The organism is Marinitoga hydrogenitolerans DSM 16785, assembly GCF_900129175.1.
Classification (GTDB): Bacteria; Thermotogota; Thermotogae; order Petrotogales; family Petrotogaceae; genus Marinitoga; species Marinitoga hydrogenitolerans.
In genome coordinates this window covers 1-19,265 of sequence record NZ_FQUI01000005.1, presented here as the reverse complement: position 1 = coordinate 19,265, position 19,265 = coordinate 1, and the positions used below count along the sequence as shown (strand labels likewise).

Below are 19,265 nucleotides of genomic sequence, written 5' to 3'. Positions count from 1 at the left end.
CAAAGTAGTTTTTTAACGGTTGCCTTGTGCAACCTTTTTATTCACTTTCCAAAGAGCTTTTGGTCTTATATAAACTCAATTTCTCTTTTTAAAATTTTTCTGATCCACTCAAGACCTTTTGGTGTAACTAAAGTTTGAACTTTTACTTCTTCAAAATCTGTGTGTTTAATTGTATATGTTCTTAATTTAAAATATCCTCTATCTACATATTCTTGATAAGGCTCGTTGTTGCTTCTTAAAATTCCTTGCATTCTTAAAAACTTAAATAATCTGTTTCGTCCCCAGTTTAATAATTTTGCAACTTCTGACATTGTGTATTTGCCTTCTGTTGAAATCAAATCATTAAATGCTTCTGCTTTGGGTTTCATTTGTTTATTTTCTGCTTCAAGAGCTTGACGTTCTTCCTCTACTCTTACTAATTCTTTTAATGCTTCAAGATAATTTTGCGGTAGTTTTGGTGTTTGTATTTTTTTATATCGCTTTTCAACTTCAATAAAATATTTTCTGAACATTCTTCCTAATTCGTTATTTTCAACCATACATAATTCTTTTGCCATGTCTAGTGAAATGTAATATTCTTTTTGTTTTCCGCCGCTTACTAAATTTTTAGTAAGCGTTATAAAATCAATACCGTCTATAAATCCATATTTTTCTATTCTGTTTCTTATCCAATCATTGAACCTTGATCCAACCTTCAACTTTTTGTGTAATTCTCTTGCATTTACTGTTTGAATTTTTTCTCCACCAAAAATCTTTTCGCTTACAGGAATAAGTTCTCTCATTGCATCACCTCCTCGCTAATGGTTTATCATTAAAATCGAAAAGTTCTTCCACAGTCGTTCCGAGTGCTTTGGCTATTTTTAGGGCTTTGTCAAGCGGTGGTTTGCTTCTACCAGTTTCCCACATGGCTACGGTGTTTTGTTGAACATTTAAGAGCTTGGCTAACTTTTTTTGTGTCAAGCCTTTTTTTAAACGATAAAATTTTATTTTTTTCATTTATTCACCTCCTGTATCATTTAAATTAATGTTTATTATTTAAAAATCAATTACATTGATATTATACATCAACTGTATTGATATGTCAATTACAAAAATATGAATTTTATATTAAAAATTAATATTAAACATACATGTATCAATTTAGTTGATTTTGGTGTATAATTTTCACGAGGTGAAATTATGGAAAAATTTGCAGAAAGATTAAAACAAGCAAGATTGAATAAAAATTTAAGACAAAAAGATTTAGCTGATTTGCTTCATGTTGGTCAGTCTACTATAGCAATGTGGGAAAGAGGAAAATCAATTCCTGATATTAAAATTGCCTCTGAACTTGCAAAAATATTAGATGTATCTGTCGATTTTCTTTTAGGAATAAATAACAAAACAACTCCTATCGAAGATAGCAAACTTACTTTAAAGCAAATCCCTGTTTATGGTTATGTTGCTGCTAACAGTGAACATGGGGAAATTGCTTATCAAGAATTGATTGATTATATTGTTATACCCGACGGTATGAAAGGTGATTTTGGTTTAATCGTTAAAGGAGATTCAATGGAGCCTCGTTTAAAGGATGGAGATGTAGCTGTAGTTTTAAAACAACCAATTCTTGAAAACGGAGAAATTGGAGTAATCATTATCAATGGAAATGAAGGCGTAGTAAAAAAATATTATAAATCTGAAAATGCAATTACTTTGATCAGTTTAAATGAAAATCACCCGCCAATAGTAATACCAAGGCGAAATTGGAATGACATTCTCATCGTTGGTAAAGTAGTGGGGAAATACGAGAAGTGGGAGTGAGAAATTATATCTTTTTTGGAATTTTCACATTTGTTATAGAAAGTTGTTACACAATATAAAAAAAGAAGAATAACGGAGGAAAACAAAGATTTTAACTCTTAATTGATAATAATTTATTTTAATCAAGTTGCTAAATATAACATATATGTTATATAATACAAATGCAGGAGAAAGATATTTATGAACGAATATTTATATTATTTCCCTATTTATAATGATGAAGATAAGAATAAAATAAAAAAAGAAGTTGAAGGAGATTTTAAAAATAAAGGCTCAAAATCCTCTTATAAAAAATTAAAACTATTTCTAATAAATATAAATAAAGGTGGAAGAAAATATATCTTAAAATTAATTGATGAAGAGAAATTGAAAACACACAAAAATAAAAAAATAGCTCATATAGACGATTATAATAATTTTTCTCTTTATGAACTAAGAATACCTCCACAAAGTCGTACAGGTGTTTTTAGAGTTTATCTTACGTTCTATCCTGAGAAATTTTATTTAAACAATAATAATGTAATTATATTAGGAGCAGAATTTAAAACAGAAAAAAAAGCTAAAAAAATTGAAGCTGCGTACAATAACTTGAAAAGTTTAGTTGATAATGCTTTAAAATAAGGAGGTTTTTTTATGAATAAAAATATGGGAAATGATATAATCAGAGAAATCAAAGAAGGAAAGTTTGAAAAATTTGAATTAAAGTCAGAATCGTTGGAAGAAGAATTAGAAAATATTATTATAGATTTAGTAAGCGAATTAACTTTAATGAGAATGGAACAAGGTGTTTCTCAAAAAGAACTTGCTGAAAAAATAGGCACAAAACAAACAGCTATTTCAAGATTAGAAAATGCAAGTTCAAATCCATCATTAAAATTTTTATTAAAGATAATTAAAGCATTAGGCGGAGAAATGAAAATAACTCCACATGGCAAATATACTTATACTATACCAGAAAATTATAGAGAAACTTTTGAAAAAATTGCAAAAAGTGAAGGTAAAACAATTCAAGAAAAAATAGATGCATTAATTTCAATGGAAATTATGAACTTTTCTTATAAAAAAATAAAAGTTGAATTTAAAAATTTTAACGGAAAGTCAAGCAGAAACAAAAAATCAAAAAATAATGAAAATGCACTTACAGCAGCATAAGAGGTGGAACTAATGAAGGAGTCTTACATCCAATTAATTTCAGATAGAATAAAAAAATTTTCATTTGAATTTGATGATACTCTAATTAATGAACCTTTTCAACCTGAATTAAAAATTGAAGCTATTCAAAAATTTAAAGAAAAAATTGCTAATACTCCTTATAATTGTATTCTTGGTTTAAATATTAAGTTGATTTTTAAAAAAGGGAGAAAACATTTATTAAAACTTGAAATGCATATTGAAGGAGAATTTATGGGTCATCCTGAAATGGAAGAATATGAATTTAGAGTTCTAGTTATTAATTCTGGAATTATAAACCTTTTCCAAATTGCACGGGCTAAAATATTATCGATCTCTTCACAATTTGGATTTACTCAACCTATTTATTTACCTTTAATGGATATAACAGATTTTATAAAAGAAGAAAGGGAAAAAGCTTTGAAAAATTTGGAGGAGTAATTATGAAAAACAAATACGGATATAGTCCGAAAGGTGATGTTGTTTATATAAAATTAAAAGATTCAAAAAGTAAATATGGTGATATGATTGACGATAACATCATACTTTTTTTCGATGATGATACTGATGAAATTGTAGGAATTGAAATATTATCGTTTAAAAAAACTTTAGAAAAAGGAAATTTAGAAAGAAAATTAAAAAATTATAATTTAAATATTTTTGATGATCTAAAGAAAATATATTCTTCAACCAACATTAGTTAGCGAGGCCTTAGCGGTCTCGTTTTTTATTTACATATCTTAGATATATTAATTTTATGTTAAGGAGGGGAAAGTATGAAAAAAGTTTTGTTTATTTTAAGTATTATTTTTTTATCGATTTTTATTTTTGGAAAAGAAAAATATAGTATAGCGACGACTTCATTTGGAGAAAAAGTTATTTTATATGAAAACGGTACATGGGAATATTTAACAGAAAACAGCACAGACACTTGTCCACTAAAAATAATAAATGGATATTTAGAAAAAGGGGATTATAATATCACTAAAAAAATGTTTGTTATAGTAAAAAATGTTAGCAAAAAAAACGTTAGAGCTTTTAAACTTAAATATAAACTTTATGATGATTTTGGTGAGAAAGTTTCAAGTATTATTGATGCAGATATACTAATGGCTCAGGAACTAAATATCAAACCTGAAGAAGAATATGGTTATTACTCTTATTGGTCATTATATGAAACTAAGGCCACTCACTTTACAGTTTGGGTTACAATTGTAATTTTCACAGACGGTACCAGATGGGAATTAAAAGATAATAAGCCATATAAATACTCTTTTTAGCTCTATATTGATTTTTTAATTTGAAATTTCATATTATATTTTCTATATTTTATTTAGTTTTTTCGGGTTTTTATGTAACTGAAAGTTGACATGTAGCGTAACAAAAAAAGGGGGGGATTTTATGGTTACTAAAGTAGAGATTAAAAAATTCCGAAACTTTGAAAATGTTACTTTTGAAATAGGAAAACTCATAACTTTAATTTCAGGTCAAAACGCTTTAGGAAAATCAACATTGTTAGCAATGATTGGTAATGCTTTTGAATTAAAAGTAAAAGATGGGAGACCCCTTTTACAAAATCAGTTCAGGACAGAATTTTCAGAAATAATTAAACTGTCAAAACATTATGATTTAGATAAAGCAAAAAAAGAAGAATGGGAATATACTATATGTTTTAGAAATGATAATTATGATGATTACAGGAAAACTAGATTATATTATAACAAAAATCATGATAGGATAAGAATAACTCCTCGAGGGAAACTTCCAAACGGGAAACAAACATCTGCAAAAATAAAATGGCCAGTTTTATATTTAGGATTAAGCAGACTATATCCAATTGGTGAAACCCGAAAAAATGAACTATATATAAAAAATGGACCAAAATTAAATGAAGAAGACATAAAGTGGTATCAAGAAAACTATAACAACATTTTATCTTTACATCTTGAACATGAAAATTATAAACAAATAAATTATAAAAATCTTAAATTTAAAAAAACATTAGGTCATGAGACTAAATATTATGACTTCTTAACGAATTCAGCTGGACAAGATAATTTAAGTCAAATCATTATGGCTGTATTATCTTTTAAAAAGTTACGTGAAACATATGAAAATTACAAAGGGGGTATATTGTTAATAGACGAATTAGATGCAACTTTACATCCAAGTGCTCAAATTGAACTTTTGGATTTTCTAAAAAAAGAGTCGAAAAAATTAAATTTACAAATTATAGCAACAACACATTCATTAGTTTTAATAGAAACTTTTTTAAAAAAATATGTTAATAGTTGCGGAGATAATTGCCAACAACCTTTTCCATATAAATTAGTATACTTAAAAAGAATCGGGGATATTAAAGCATCTAATATTGATATAGACTCATATGAAAAAATTGAAGCTATATTAAAAAATGAAGCATATGCTAAAAAAGAGGAAGAAAAAGAAAGAAAAAAAATTAGGATTTTTTCAGAGGATGCTGAAGCGCGATGGCTTATAAAAAAACTATTAAAAGATTATTTGGATTATGTAAAATTACTGGAAATGTCACAAGGTTCAGATTCATTAATTGAAATAAGAAAGTATATAGAGGAAATATTTTATGATTCAATAATTATCTTTGATTCGGATGTTAAAAAGAAAGAAAAATTTGAAGAGATTAAAAATAAATATGATAATATTTTAGTTCTTCCTGGCAATGAGAATGAAAATCCAGAATTAGTTATTTATAATTATTTAAATTCATTAAATCCAGATGATGAAATTTTTGAAAGAGCTCAAAAATTTAATGAAATACATTTTGATTATATTCTATTTAAAAATAAAACATTTGACAAATTTAAAAAAAATATCCAAGGTGAAAAAAACGATGATAGGATATTAGAAAAAAGATGGTTTAATCATTTTAAACAAGTTTTTGATACAATAAATCTTTTTGAACGTTGGAAAGAGGATAATAAAGATGTTGTTGATGAATTTGTTGATGAATTTATCAGAGTTTATAATAATTTGGCTACTCTTAATAACCTTCCAAAAATTAAAAGGAAATAGAAGATATGTTTACAAAAAAAAATCTAAATTTAATATTATATTTCTGGCCAAACTTTAAAAAAAAATGTATAATTTAATTGGAAAATAAAGCAGGTGAAAACATGGCTAGATATTCTTTATCTCCTTTAAGATATCCTGGCGGAAAAGCAAAATTATTTCCAGTGATTAAAGAAATTCTAATAAAAAATAATTTAATTGGTTCTACTTATGTAGAACCTTTTGCTGGTGGTGCAGGATTAGCTTTATTATTATTAAAAGAAAATTTGGTAAAGAAAATAATTATAAATGATTTAGATAGATCGATATATGCTTTTTGGTATTCAACCTTGAATTATACTGAGCTTTTTATAAAAAAAATTAGAAAAGCAAATATAAATATTGATGAATGGTATAAACAAAAAGAAATTCAAAAAATAAAAGATAAAGTTGATTTATTTGATCTTGGTTTTTCTACTTTTTTTCTTAATCGAACAAATGTTTCAGGAATAATAAAAGGTGGTGTTTTAGGTGGAAAAAGTCAAAATGGAAAATATAAAATTGATTGTAGATTTAATAAAGAATCTTTAATAAAAAGAATGGAATTTTTGTCTTCTATGAAAAAACGAATAGCTATTTATAATCTAGATGTTTTTGATTTAATAAAAAAAATAAAATATAGAAAAAATTACTTCATTTTTTTTGATCCACCATATTATAATAAAGGTTCTGAACTATACCAAAATTATTTTACACACAATGAACATATAAATTTATCCAAAAAAATCAAAACTATAAAAAAAATACCTTGGATCGTTACTTATGATAATGTAGAACAAATAAGACAAATTTATAATAAATTTTATTATTACGAGTATTCTCTTCAATATACAGCAAATAGAAGATATAAAGGAAAAGAAATAATGATTTATAGTAATCTTTTAAAACCAATAGTATTTTAAATTCTATATTCCTGGATTTTCCAGGATTTTTTTATTTCATAAAATAATAAAAATTCAGTATAATATAAATAATTACACAGTCAAACCATAATCTAATGCATCCCTTTAACAAAAATATATTAAAATATTCCTGAGGTGATGCGAATGATAGTAATTAAATTACTTGTAACTGAAGAAGACTTAGACTTATTAAAAGATTTTGGATTTATTTTCTGGGATGAACGAAAACTTACTCAAGAAGAACTTTATAATTATTATAAGTTTTTGCTTTCATTGCAGAAGGTTTCTAAGGAGGGAAGCGAAGAATGAAAAAAGCTGCTGCTTATGCAAGAGTTTCGACAAAGGATCAATCAAAAATTTCAATTGAAGGACAATTCAAAACAATAGAAAATTTTGCAAAACAATATGGATTTAAAATAGTTGACTATTTTTCAGATAAAGACTCTGGTAAAAAAATGAAAAGAGAACAATTAGATGTTCTTCTAGAAAATGCTTATAAAGGAAAATATGATGTAATCCTTGTTGAAAAGTATGATCGTTTTTCAAGAGCTGGAATTGATGGGCAAATAATAATCCAAGATTTAGAAAAAAATTACAATGTTCTTGTCATTGCTGCATTAGAACCCTTTGATGTAAGTACTCCTCAAGGACGTTTTACAAGAACGATTATTCTGGCTTCATATACATTAGAAGGGGAAATGATTTCACAAAGAACTAAAATGCGAATGAAAGATATAGCATCAAAAAAATATTGGATGGGAGGAAATCCTCCTTATGGTTTCGATAGTTATCAAATTATTGACGAGGAAGGGAAAAAAAGAAGAAAATTAAAGATAAATGAAGAACAAGCAAAAGTAGTTAGAGAAATTTTCGAATTAAGATTAAAAAATATCGGATATTCTGAAATTGCTAAAAGATTGAATGATCGAGGTATAAAAAACGCTCGAGGTAATCCATGGAAAGCATCTACAATTCTTGATATGGTTAATAACCCATTATATACTGGAATATACATTTATGGCAAGGGAACAAAGCGTGGTAGAAAAAGGAAAGAAGAATTAAAAGATGCTATTATAATTGAAAATTTTGTTGATCCTATTATTCCTAAAGAAGTTTTTGAAGAAGTAAATAAAAAGAATGGAAAATTGACTTCTGCATTGACAAAAAATAAATATTTATTAAAAGGATTAATATATACAGAATTCGGAGATAGAATGCTTGGTTCTGGTGGTAAAACTCCAAGTTATGTTTCTTCTGCTTGGCAATACGGAAAAACAAGAACATATCTTGGTATATCTAAAAGTAAAATAGAGAGAGAAGTTTTTTTGCGTGTAAAACATCAATTATTAAAATTAGATTTTAATGATGAAGAATTTTGGGAAGATTTTGCAGAAACAATTAATTATATTAAAAAGTTAAAAAGCAACGTTGAAAACGATAAAATTGTTGCCTTAAGAAAAAGGTTGGAAGAAGTTGAAGAACAATTAATAAATTTAACAACGGCAATAAAATCTGGAATTATAAATGATGAAATAAAAAAAGAAAATGAAATTTTGATGAAAGAAAAGAATGATCTAATAAATAAAATAAAAATGTCTAATGTTAATATTGTTGAAGAAACACCTGAGAATTTGAGAAAAAAATGGAAAGAAAAAATAGAAGCTCTTGAAAATTATGATGAGGATAAATTAATAGAAATCTATAATCAATTAATTGAACAGATTATCGTTTATAAAGATAAGTATATTGAAGTAAAATTCAAACAGTTTGAATAATACGTGTTTTTACTAATCCATTTAATGCGGGGTGGGGCTACCATCTGCAAAAGTAAGGAGAAAACATCATCCCAGTATCTCCCTGCCCACGCCTCCCCAAAAGCGTGGGCACTTTTAATTATAATATCAAAATTAAGTTTTGACATTTTTCCGTCTCATTTTTCAACTATATTCTGATCCTTTATTCACTTGACAAATACATCGAGACTTGCTTGACGTCAGATATAAAATAATTAACCCCTCTTCAAAATGAAGAGGGGTTAATTATTATCATCTGCCTCTTGGCATAGGTTGGTATTGTGGAACATAACCTGGCATTTGATTGTATCCAAAATTTCCGTGTCTTTTCATAGGTTGATATTGTGGAGCATAGCCTGGCATTTGTCTGTTTCCAAAATTTCCATGTTTTCTCATAAATGGTGTTTGGTCATATCCATACATATTTACTGGTGCATACATTCCTCTTGCTGCTCCTCTGTAACCATTTAACAATACTTCTTCTCCATCTATTTTACTTTCTACTGTTTTAAATATCGTTTCTCCATTTAATACTACTTTCCATCCTGTTAATTCTATTTCTTTTCCTGTTTCTATGTCTGTTGCAAAATATGCATTAGCATGTACTTCTACAATTTCTCCATCTTCTGTTTTCACTTTTATTATTTTAATTCCTGGAAATTCTTCTTCCTCTTCAATTGAATCTATAGTTCCTTTCACGGTAATCATATCTTCTTCAGAAAACATATATCCACCATGAACACCTCTGTTATATTCTTGATACATTGGAGCGGTTGAATCCTGATATACCCTTGGCGCATTTGCATTAAATGCAAAAATAGACCCTACCATCAATCCACCTAATAATAACACTGTTAAAAATTTCTTCATAATAACACCTCCGTAGTTTTTGTTTTTTTCTTTTATTTATCTTCGACAACTATATAATATCTTATGAACCTTAAAAGAAACTTAGTTTTTCCTTAGAATTTCCTTAGAATATTATTTTTCAAAATTTTTTATTACATTCTTATATTGGTTGAATTTTATATTATAATCTGATATAATGATTTGTATACCGAACTTTTTTTAATAAAAAGGGGGAATAATATGAAATTCTTATCAGTAGGATTACCAGAAGATGTTCAAAGAGAGTTATTTTTAGGTAATATTGGAAAAGCATTACAATTAATAGAAAAAAAATTAACTTCACCACTACCTAAATTATTAAAAGAAAGACTGTTATATGAAAAAGAAAGATTAAATCGTTTAATTCTCGATTATCCGTATTCAATAAAAGATGCAAAAAAAATCGCTAAAAAAACAATAAAAGGTTTTTCCGAACTAGAATTTGAACAGTTATTAAACAATGGTGACCTAGATTATATTATCATTGATGGAAATATGTATTTTGAAAAACGTTTTGCATTTAATATTGGCTTTAAATATGATGAATATAAAAAAAGGATAAAAACTGATGAAAAAGTTCTTAAAGGAAGAGAACTTTTACATAATAGATTAGATAAAATTATTAACGGAGACAAAAATAAAAGTTATAAAGTTAAAGCAAGAATAACCGTTACTCCTGATTATGAAAACATCATGGGAGAAAAAATAAAAGTTTGGTTACCTATTCCACATGAAAGCTTTCAAATTAGTAATGTAAAAATATTAGACACGAGTCATGAAAAATTTACTATTTTAAATTCTCAACAAAGAACTATCTATTTTGAAGATGAAACTACGAATAAAAGTTCTTTCTATGTTGAATTTGAATACAAAATTTCTGAATGGATTGATAACATTGATATTAACAAAGTCACAGAAATAAATTTTTCAAATTATAAAGAATTTTTAGTAGAAAAACCTCCACATATTCTTTTTACTCATTATTTAAAAAACTTAACAGAAGAAATAGTTGGAAATGAAAAAAATCCATATTTAAAAGCAAAATTAATATATGATTGGATAACGTTAAATATAAAATATTCATATGTAAAACCCTATGGCATTTATGAAAATATACCGCAATTTGTAGCGACTAATTTAAAAGGAGACTGCGGATTCCAGGCATTACTATTTATTACTATGTGTAGAATAGCAAGAATTCCATCTCGTTGGCAATCAGGATGGTATATTAACAAATATTTTGCTTCTCCCCACGATTGGGCTTTATTCTATATAGAGCCATACGGTTGGTTACCCGCTGATTTATCTTTTGGAGGAGCACGTAGAAATATTCCTAAGTATAGGAAATTTTATTTTGGAAATTTAGATGGTTTTAGAATGGTTGCAAATAATGATTTTATGGTTAGATTAAAAAATAAAAAATATTACAGGAGCGATCCATATGATAATCAAGTTGGCGAATTAGAAACAGAATTAGGAAATATATATTCTGATAAATATACTTATAAAATAAAAGTTATAAGTTTCGAGGAGGTTGATGATAATGAGTAAAATAAAAAACATAACCTTTACTATAAAAAAATATGACTATTTTAAACCTTTTCATATAACAGGAAGTCTCTCAAATTTTGCAACAAACATTGAAGTTTGTATAGAAACAGAAAGTGGAGCAAAAGGACATGGTGAAGCTTCACCTTCATTTAGAGTAAATGGAGAAAAAGTGGAAACATTAATACATCTCGAACCAATTATAAAAGATGCCCTAATTGGGCTTAATGTGAAAAATTACAGGAAAATATTTGATGTAATGGATAAATTCTTTGCTTTTCCAAGCATCAAAGCTGCAATTCAATATGCAACTCTTGACGCATTATCAGAAGAAATTGGAATGCCAGTATATCAAATATTAGGTGGGGCAAAAGATGAAATAGAAACTGATAAAACAGTTGGAATCGACACAATAGAAAACATGGTAAAAGATGCTAAAGAAATATTTGATTCCGGGTTTACAACAATTAAAATAAAAGTCGGTGAAGATTTGAAAAAAGATATCGAAGTCTTAGATGAAATTTACAAAAATACCAGAGGAGCAAAATATATAGTTGATGCTAATATGGGTTACACACCAAAACAAGCTATAGAATTCGTAAAAACATTATATTCAAAAAATATTGAAATTCATCTATTTGAACAACCAGTTGCTTCAACTGATTTTGAAGGACTAAAAATTGTTAGATTTAATTCTCCATTTCCAGTTGGTGCTGACGAAAGTGCTAAAACAAAATATGATGTTTTGAGATTAATAAAAATGGAAGCTGTTGACTTTATAAATATAAAACTTATGAAATCTGGTATATCTGATGCTCTTGCTATAGTAGAAATGGTAAAATCCGCTAATTTACAATTAATGATAGGCTGTATGGGAGAATCTAGTGTTGGAATAAATCAAAGTGTTAATTTTGCATTGGGCACAGGTGCTTTTGTTTTTCATGATCTAGATTCCGCACTTATGTTAAAAGAAGACAATTTCAGAGGAAAATATCTTTCAAATCCTCCAATATACAAAGCATTATAAAAGCAAGGAGCATTATGCTCTTTGCTTTTTCTCATAATATTCCACTGATATTTCAATAACTTTTTCTAACGCTTTTGCAATATTTCCCAAAGACATACTTGGTACATTTTTCTTATTAATTACTTGCTCAGGCAAATACGGCACATGTATAAATCCACCCAAAGTTCTCTTAAAATCCTTATGAATATAATACATTAGCCCATATAACAGATGATTACAAACAAATGTCCCAGCTGTATTGGAAATTTCTGCAGGAATACCTATACTTTTAACTCCTTTTACAATGTCTTTTATTGGCAAATTAGAAAAATATGCATTTTCTCCATCAAAAAATATAGGTTTATCTTCTGGTTTGTTACCTTCATTATCCTCAATCGAAGCATCATCAATATTTATTGCTACTCTCTCTATTGAGATATGAGAGCGCCCTCCTGCTTGTCCTGTACATATAACAATGTCTGGTTGAATTTCACATATTTTACTTCTTAGTGTTTCTATTGACTTATAAAAAACAGTAGGTATTTCTAATTTAACTATTGATACATTTAAAATTTTATTCGGCAACATCTTGACTGCTTCAAAAGACGGATTTATCTTTTCTCCTCCAAATGGATCAAAACCTGTAACTAATACTTTCATTTTTTCATCTCCTCTCCTTACATATATATACAATATATTATAACACTAAAAATAAAACATTATTAAATAATTATTACACATGTCTCCTTTATAATTGTTATAATTTTCACGTATAATCGTAAACTATATATTATATAATTAAATTAGATAAAAAATATCCAGTTTAATTCGGAGGTGAAATTATGGCATTTTTAAATTTTAAAATCACATCAGAAAGTGAAAATCCAACCAAAACAATAGTTAAAGCAAGAAGTTTTGAAATGATTATAGATGAACCAGAAAGTCTTGGTGGAAAAGATGAGGGTGCAAACCCCGTAGAGTACCTTTTAGCAGCATTTGCCGGTTGTTTAAACGTTGTTGGTCATTTAGTAGCAAAAGAGATGGGATTTAAATTAAGAAAGATGAAAATTAATATCGACGGAGACTTAAACCCTGCAAAATTTTTGGGCAAACCTTCTGAAGATCGAACAGGTTATACTCAAATTAATGTTTCCTTTATTCTTGAAACAGATGCTAATGAAGAAACATTAAAAGAATGGTTAAAAAAAGTTGAAGAAAGGTGTCCAGTTTCAGATAATCTATCAAATCCAACACCAATTAAATTTAATATCAAAACATTTTAAAAAAGATAAGGTCTTATGCCTTATCTTTTTTTTAATTAATCATCAAAAACACTTTTATAAACTCTTAAAAAATTTTCTCCTAAAATTAATTTTATCTCATTCTCATTATACCCATGTTTTTCTAAAGCTTCTATAAATAAAACTAATTCGTGATGACCATTTAAAGAGTCTCTATGAAAATCACTAAACATATCACAAAAATCAAATCCAATACCTACATATTCAACACCAACTAAATTAGATATATAGTCAACATGTTTAACTAAACCTTCTGCATTATTTTCCTCATCTTTATCTGTAACAAAATATCCATTTCCATTTATACCAATAACACCATTTATTTCTGCAATTGCCTTTATCTGATCATCTGTTAAATTTCTCATGGAATGGTATATATTTCTAACATTTGAATGAGAAGCTATAACTGGTTTTTCAGTAAATTTAATTACATCCCAAAATCCTTCATCATTTAAATGACTGACATCAACAATCATTCCTAGCTTTTCCAATTCTTTTAAAACTTTAACTCCAAAATCTGTTAATCCTCCTTTTTCTCCTTCCAACCTCTCATTAAAAAAACAACCATCTGCAACATAATTTCTTCTACTCCAGACTAACCCTGCAAATCTTACTCCTAATTCATAAAATACTCTTAAAAGATATATATCATTCCCAATTGGTTCTAAACCTTCAAAAGATAGCATTATTCCTAAAATATTATTATCTACAGCATATTTTATATCTTTCAAATTTTTGCATAACATTATTTTCCCATTTGATTCTTCTATCTCTAAATATAAAGAGCTAATTTGGTCAAGCGCATTTCTCAAAGCCATTTCTGGAATATATATATCCGGAATAAATAATGAAGAAACTATAATATTAAATCCACCCTTTTTAAATTTTTCATAATGATCTGTCAGTATTACACTTTTCCTACCTTTTTTCCTTTTTTCGTACACATCAATTAACAAATCAAAATGACCATCTATAACAATACTTTTCAATATATTCATCTTTATTCCTCCTCAAAAATTAATGTATATATTTTAAATGGTTTATAATAAAATTTTGAAGATTCTAATTCTTTTAATTTATCCAATAATATATCTGATAAATATACCTTTTTATAATCGAATTTTATATTAAAATCACATAAACCCCTTTTTCCTTCAACTTCCACTAATCTTATTATTAATCTATTTTTTGCTTTAAAAACAGAAACAACCTTCAATGGTGAAAAATCAATAAACTTATCTACAATTTTTATTTTTTTATTTAAAATTCGAAGAGGCTTATTTAATCTTTCGGATTCAACATATATCTCTTCAAGATTATTTGAATGACTCATAATTGAATATAAAAATTCATGTTTTCCATCATCTGCTTTTAGATCAGGATAAATCGGTCCATGTATTAATGATAATCCTAAAACATTATGGTCAACTGATGCACTATATATTCCATCATTTAAAATAGCTACACCAAAATCCGGCTCGGATATTTCCATCCACCTATGCATATATACTTCAAACATTGCTTTTTCATATGAAGTATTCTTGTGAACTGGCCTTGTTATATATCCTCCAGATATATCAAATCTAGCATACCTGGACAATACATCTACAGGAAATAAAACCTTCAATAATTTTTTTCTTAAATTCCAATTAACCACTGTTTTTATATCAATACGGTTTGAATCTTCAACCAATGAAATATATTGCATTATATCAGTTCCATCATATTCATAATACGTTCTTATAACCTTTCTAAAAATTCCATCCTCAACAATTTTTATATCCTTAATTTCTAATTTTTCACCAAAATACTTATAATTATAATCTATATCCCAAGCTCCCCAAGCTAAAGGAACATCATCATAAATCATTAAAATATTCCCTTTATCTTTAAACAAAGACCTTTTCTTTTTTTTATCATAAACTTTTATACCATCTTTCAAAATTTCTATGAAATAATTATTATTTTCAAGATTATATGTTTTATCACTTTCTTTCTTTTGTATATATGGTTTTCCTTTCTCTAATTTTTTATTTGAAAATTTATTTAAAGGCGATATAATATAAAGATATTTACCATCATATGTTTTTTGAGAAGGTAATTTAAACGATTTATCCGTAATAAAATAATTATCACTACTATAATTACCATAATTTACTAATACAGCTTCATTACTAATTTCTAATTCTTCAATTATTATACCCTTACAATTCTCTATTTCCTTTTGTAATGAGGACTCCGATTCTTCATATACTTCTTTAATTGAAGAACCAGGAATAATATCATGAAACTCTCTTGTTAACAAAATCTTCCATGATTTTTCTAACATTTTTGATGATTTATTTTCCAAAGCTAATATATATTCTGTAAAAAATAATTCATCCTCTAACAATTTATGCAATTTCTTTGTTTTTAACTGAGAAAAATGGGTCGCTCTGTGGAATTCAAAATATAATTCATTATCCCAAATAGGTATTTCTTTATTTTTAATATCATTGTTTAAAGTTTCAAAAAATTTACTCCCTGTTGTGGAAATTAAATTCGGAACATATGGTAAATTATTAGTTACTTCAAAATCTATCATATGTATTTCAGAAGGGCCACCACCCCCATCACCATATCCATATGTTAATAACGTCCCATCAAATATATCTCTATTTCTAAAATTATTAAATGTCTTTAATACACATTCTGCATCTAAATGTCCATTATAACCTTCTTTTGGATTATTAAAGCTATGATATAAAATTTCACTTCCGTCAATTCCACGCCAATAACATATATCATATGGAAACTCATTTTTTTCATTCCAGGTTAATTTAGTAGTGAAAAAATACTTTATTCCTGCCTGTTTTGCAATTTGAGGTAATATCCATGAAAATCCAAAAACATCTGGTAACCAGCATACATTAGAGTATTTTCCAAAATTTTCTTTAAAAAATTTTTGTGCATAATAAAATTGTCTAATTAGTGATTCAATCGAAGGTATTTTTGTATCAGATTCTACCCACATACCGCCATTTTGATCCCACATACCTTTATCTGAAAGTTTTTTTATCTGATCAAACAGATTAATATCATTTTTTATATCCTCATACATTTGAGGACTGGATTGTATAAATGTAAAATATGGATACTTTTTAGCAAGTAAAGTTGCATTTGAAAATGTTCTCTTTATCTTTCTTTTAGTTTCTTCAATTGGCCAAAGCCATGCATAATCTATATGTGCATGTCCTGTGACATAAACCTTACCAACTTTTGGATATTTATTTCTTAAATATTCCAATTTATTGTTTAAATAACTTAAAGCCTCTGAAACATCTAAAATTCCACCTTGAAACTTATCAAAAGATGGTTTTGACCATATATTAGAAAGTTTATTATATAATTGGGGAGATCTTTCAATTGTGGAAAGATACAACGAAGTTTCTCGAGGAATCTTGATAAATTTAAACATATTATTTATTAAATCCGATAATTCATCAATTAATGAATTATTTTTTATATTTCCAATTAATTGCTTTATCCCAATAAGATATCTTATTAATTTTCTCACATCAAAATTTATTTTAATTAAATTTGATCTTTCAAAAATCCTCTTTTTTGAAGGAGAACCAAAAAGATTATATGGAACTGTTTCAGCTTCAAATAAATGTTCTTTACCGTCTGCTATAAAAGATAAATCTATTTCTTTATGATATTCATTTATTTCACCATAAGGTTTTCCATCAATTTTTATTAAAGTTTCACCACCAAACCAAAATTCTCCATAATAACCTCTTGGAACTTTAAATTTTTTCTTAAATTTTACAGGATACTTATCATAATCCCATTCAAATCCAGAATTGACGTTTTTAATATTTATACCATTTTCAAATTCCCAATTACAAATAGATTTAATATCTATATATTGATATGGATATATATCTTCAATAATTTTTTCTATTCTTAATACTTCATGTTTAATTTTATGATACATAATATCCCCCCTAATAAAAATTTTCACTTGACTTTATTCTTTTCTTATTATAATTATTTTATCACATAAAAATAAATCTATTTTAATCTTGACAAAAAAAGTCGTAATATGATTATAAATTATATGAAAAGTATATTTGCTATAATATAGTTGATTAAAAACATATTATTCTATTATTATTTAATTCAAAAGGGAGAGGATATATATGAAAATTGCTTTTTTTAGCACAAAAAAATATGATATGGATTTTTTTAATAAATTAAATGAAAAATATAATTTTGATATTAAATATTTTGAATCAAAATTAAATGAAAAAACTGCTATTTTAGCAAAAGGTTTTGATGTTGTTTGTGCTTTTGTAAACGATGATCTAAACAAAAAAGTAATCAAAATACTAAAAGAAAACGGAATAAAACTAATTGCCTTAAGATCTGCTGGATTTAACCATGTCGATATTTCAGCTGCAAAAAAATATAACATAAAAGTCGTACATGTTCCGAAATATTCACCATACGCTGTTGCTGAACATACAATAGCTTTAATTCTTTCATTAAATAGAAAAATTCATAAATCTTATTTAAGAATAAGAGAAAATAATTTTTCACTTGATGGTTTATTAGGGTTCGATCTGCATGGAAAAATTGTGGGTATAATTGGCACTGGAAAAATCGGAAGAATTACTGCAAACATTTTAAAAGGATTTGGCATGAAAATTTTAGGATATGATAAATTTCCAAATGATGAGTTTATTGGAGAATATGTTAATTTAAATACATTATTTGAAAAATCAGATATTATTTCTTTACACTGTCCTTTAAATAAAGATACATACCATATCATAAATAAAAATACAATTAATTTGATGAAAAAGGGTGTAATGATAATAAATACAAGCCGCGGAGGTTTAATAGATACAAAAGCTGTAATAGATGGATTGAAATCAAAAAAAATAGGCTATCTTGGATTAGATGTTTATGAAGAAGAAGAAAATATTTTCTTTGAAGATTTATCAGAAGAAATCATTGATGATAAAACATTTCTTAGACTAACTACATTTCCAAATGTATTAATTACTGGTCATCAAGGTTTTTTCACTCAAGAAGCTTTAACTAATATTGCTGAAACCACATTAGAAAATATTAACAATTTTAAAAACGGAACACTAAATCAAAATGTTATAATTTAAAAAGGGAGTTAAATCTCCCTTTTTCTTATATCCTCTAAAGCTGTTAACGCTCCTTTTTTTGTACAAACCAATGCTCCTACTTCATTAGCAAACTTAGCAATCTTAAAATAATCTTTTTCTCCTTTAGAGAAGTATCTACATTATATTCCTTCATCTTATTTACTAGAAAAATACCCAAAGAATCATTTCCTACATTTCCTAAAATCGAACTTTCCCCACCTAAAAGAGATACAACAGCGGCAACATTTGCTGGAGCTCCACCAGCTTTTTTTTCAAAACTAACTCCTTTTGATAAATCTTTATTTTTATCCAAACATATAAAATCAATTAACATTTCCCTTATAGTCAATATTTTTTTCAAATTACCACCAACCTCTGAAATATTAACACTTATAATATCGTCTTTTTCATTATCTTTTATTAATAAATAAAATATCTAATTATTTTATCTATCTCGAGTATCTTGCAATATTTTTATATATTCCAATATGGATGATTAAAACTGTTTCTTTGTTTTTTTATCTATTTTGTTCATTTTTATTTTCCTCTTTTTGTTCTTTTTTATTTTACCATTTACACCTAACATCATCCATAACACTTATAAT

Annotated in this window: 21 protein-coding genes; 14 read left to right on the top strand and 7 right to left on the bottom strand. The window is 26.6% G+C overall.

Annotated features, from left to right (window positions below; genetic code table 11):
- Positions 1–65: 65 nt before the first annotated feature.
- Positions 66–782 (bottom strand): phage antirepressor KilAC domain-containing protein, encoded by a 717-nt coding sequence (locus tag BUA62_RS02395; RefSeq protein ID WP_072863085.1) that lies wholly within the window; start codon positions 780–782, stop codon positions 66–68.
- Between the two features lie 4 nt (positions 783–786).
- On the bottom strand, positions 787–996 hold the full coding sequence (locus BUA62_RS02390; RefSeq protein ID WP_072863083.1) for a helix-turn-helix transcriptional regulator: 210 nt from the start codon (positions 994–996) through the stop codon (positions 787–789).
- 183 nt (positions 997–1,179) lie between these two features.
- On the opposite strand from BUA62_RS02390, the gene BUA62_RS02385 reads away from it, so the two are divergent.
- From BUA62_RS02385 to BUA62_RS02345, 10 genes are all read left to right on the top strand, one after another.
- Positions 1,180–1,800 carry a LexA family protein gene (locus BUA62_RS02385; RefSeq protein WP_072863081.1) on the top strand — a complete coding sequence of 207 codons (621 nt, stop codon included), beginning with the start codon at positions 1,180–1,182 and terminating at the stop codon, positions 1,798–1,800.
- A 180-nt stretch (positions 1,801–1,980) separates the two neighbouring features.
- The gene (locus BUA62_RS02380) at positions 1,981–2,421 is read left to right on the top strand and encodes a hypothetical protein (protein ID WP_072863078.1); all 441 of its coding nucleotides are present in this window, start codon (positions 1,981–1,983) and stop codon (positions 2,419–2,421) included.
- A 12-nt stretch (positions 2,422–2,433) separates the two neighbouring features.
- Positions 2,434–2,952: a helix-turn-helix domain-containing protein gene (locus BUA62_RS02375; RefSeq protein ID WP_072863076.1), complete on the top strand. Its 519-nt coding sequence runs from the start codon at positions 2,434–2,436 to the stop codon at positions 2,950–2,952.
- A 12-nt stretch (positions 2,953–2,964) separates the two neighbouring features.
- The gene (locus BUA62_RS02370) at positions 2,965–3,411 is read left to right on the top strand and encodes a hypothetical protein (RefSeq protein WP_072863074.1); all 447 of its coding nucleotides are present in this window, start codon (positions 2,965–2,967) and stop codon (positions 3,409–3,411) included.
- A 2-nt stretch (positions 3,412–3,413) separates the two neighbouring features.
- Entirely contained in the window at positions 3,414–3,674 is a 261-nt protein-coding gene (locus BUA62_RS02365; protein ID WP_072863072.1) for a DUF2283 domain-containing protein, read from the top strand.
- A 72-nt stretch (positions 3,675–3,746) separates the two neighbouring features.
- Positions 3,747–4,250 (top strand): hypothetical protein, encoded by a 504-nt coding sequence (locus tag BUA62_RS02360; RefSeq protein ID WP_072863070.1) that lies wholly within the window; start codon positions 3,747–3,749, stop codon positions 4,248–4,250.
- A 121-nt stretch (positions 4,251–4,371) separates the two neighbouring features.
- Positions 4,372–6,021, top strand: coding sequence for an AAA family ATPase (locus tag BUA62_RS02355; RefSeq protein ID WP_072863068.1), 1,650 nt, complete (start codon positions 4,372–4,374; stop codon positions 6,019–6,021).
- 101 nt (positions 6,022–6,122) lie between these two features.
- The gene (locus tag BUA62_RS02350) at positions 6,123–6,959 is read left to right on the top strand and encodes a DNA adenine methylase (protein ID WP_072863066.1); all 837 of its coding nucleotides are present in this window, start codon (positions 6,123–6,125) and stop codon (positions 6,957–6,959) included.
- A gap of 138 nt (positions 6,960–7,097) precedes the next feature.
- A complete protein-coding gene (locus BUA62_RS11435) occupies positions 7,098–7,268 on the top strand; it encodes a hypothetical protein (RefSeq protein WP_159429488.1) in 171 nt (56 codons plus the stop codon).
- On the top strand, positions 7,265–8,734 hold the full coding sequence (locus BUA62_RS02345; RefSeq protein WP_072863064.1) for a recombinase family protein: 1,470 nt from the start codon (positions 7,265–7,267) through the stop codon (positions 8,732–8,734). Before BUA62_RS11435 ends, BUA62_RS02345 begins: the two co-directional genes overlap by 4 nt.
- Positions 8,735–9,004: 270 nt before the next feature.
- Here BUA62_RS02345 and BUA62_RS02340 read toward each other — a convergent pair whose 3' ends face one another.
- Entirely contained in the window at positions 9,005–9,622 is a 618-nt protein-coding gene (locus tag BUA62_RS02340) for a hypothetical protein (protein ID WP_072863062.1), read from the bottom strand.
- Positions 9,623–9,841: 219 nt separating this feature from the next.
- Here BUA62_RS02340 and BUA62_RS02335 point away from each other — a divergent pair, with 219 nt between their 5' ends.
- Positions 9,842–11,191: a transglutaminase-like domain-containing protein gene (locus tag BUA62_RS02335; protein ID WP_072863060.1), complete on the top strand. Its 1,350-nt coding sequence runs from the start codon at positions 9,842–9,844 to the stop codon at positions 11,189–11,191.
- Positions 11,184–12,215: an L-Ala-D/L-Glu epimerase gene (locus BUA62_RS02330; protein WP_072863058.1), complete on the top strand. Its 1,032-nt coding sequence runs from the start codon at positions 11,184–11,186 to the stop codon at positions 12,213–12,215. The genes BUA62_RS02335 and BUA62_RS02330 overlap by 8 nt, the downstream gene beginning before the upstream one ends.
- 12 nt (positions 12,216–12,227) lie before the next feature.
- Here BUA62_RS02330 and pcp read toward each other — a convergent pair whose 3' ends face one another.
- Positions 12,228–12,854, bottom strand: coding sequence for a pyroglutamyl-peptidase I (pcp, locus tag BUA62_RS02325; protein ID WP_072863056.1), 627 nt, complete (start codon positions 12,852–12,854; stop codon positions 12,228–12,230).
- Between the two features lie 182 nt (positions 12,855–13,036).
- Between pcp and BUA62_RS02320 the strand changes: the two genes are divergently transcribed.
- Positions 13,037–13,477, top strand: a complete 441-nt coding sequence (locus BUA62_RS02320; protein ID WP_072863054.1) for an OsmC family protein — start codon at positions 13,037–13,039, stop codon at positions 13,475–13,477.
- A gap of 35 nt (positions 13,478–13,512) precedes the next feature.
- Here BUA62_RS02320 and BUA62_RS02315 read toward each other — a convergent pair whose 3' ends face one another.
- Complete coding sequence (locus BUA62_RS02315) at positions 13,513–14,493, bottom strand: dipeptidase (RefSeq protein ID WP_072863052.1); 981 nt, start codon at positions 14,491–14,493, stop codon at positions 13,513–13,515.
- Positions 14,494–14,495: 2 nt separating this feature from the next.
- Positions 14,496–17,474: an alpha-mannosidase gene (locus BUA62_RS02310; RefSeq protein ID WP_072863050.1), complete on the bottom strand. Its 2,979-nt coding sequence runs from the start codon at positions 17,472–17,474 to the stop codon at positions 14,496–14,498.
- A 205-nt stretch (positions 17,475–17,679) separates the two neighbouring features.
- Between BUA62_RS02310 and BUA62_RS02305 the strand changes: the two genes are divergently transcribed.
- Entirely contained in the window at positions 17,680–18,660 is a 981-nt protein-coding gene (locus tag BUA62_RS02305) for a 2-hydroxyacid dehydrogenase (RefSeq protein WP_072863047.1), read from the top strand.
- Between the two features lie 76 nt (positions 18,661–18,736).
- On the opposite strand, the gene BUA62_RS02300 is transcribed toward BUA62_RS02305, so the two are convergent.
- Positions 18,737–19,021, bottom strand: coding sequence for a PfkB family carbohydrate kinase (locus BUA62_RS02300; protein ID WP_072863045.1), 285 nt, complete (start codon positions 19,019–19,021; stop codon positions 18,737–18,739).
- Between the last annotated feature and the right edge of the window lie 244 nt (positions 19,022–19,265).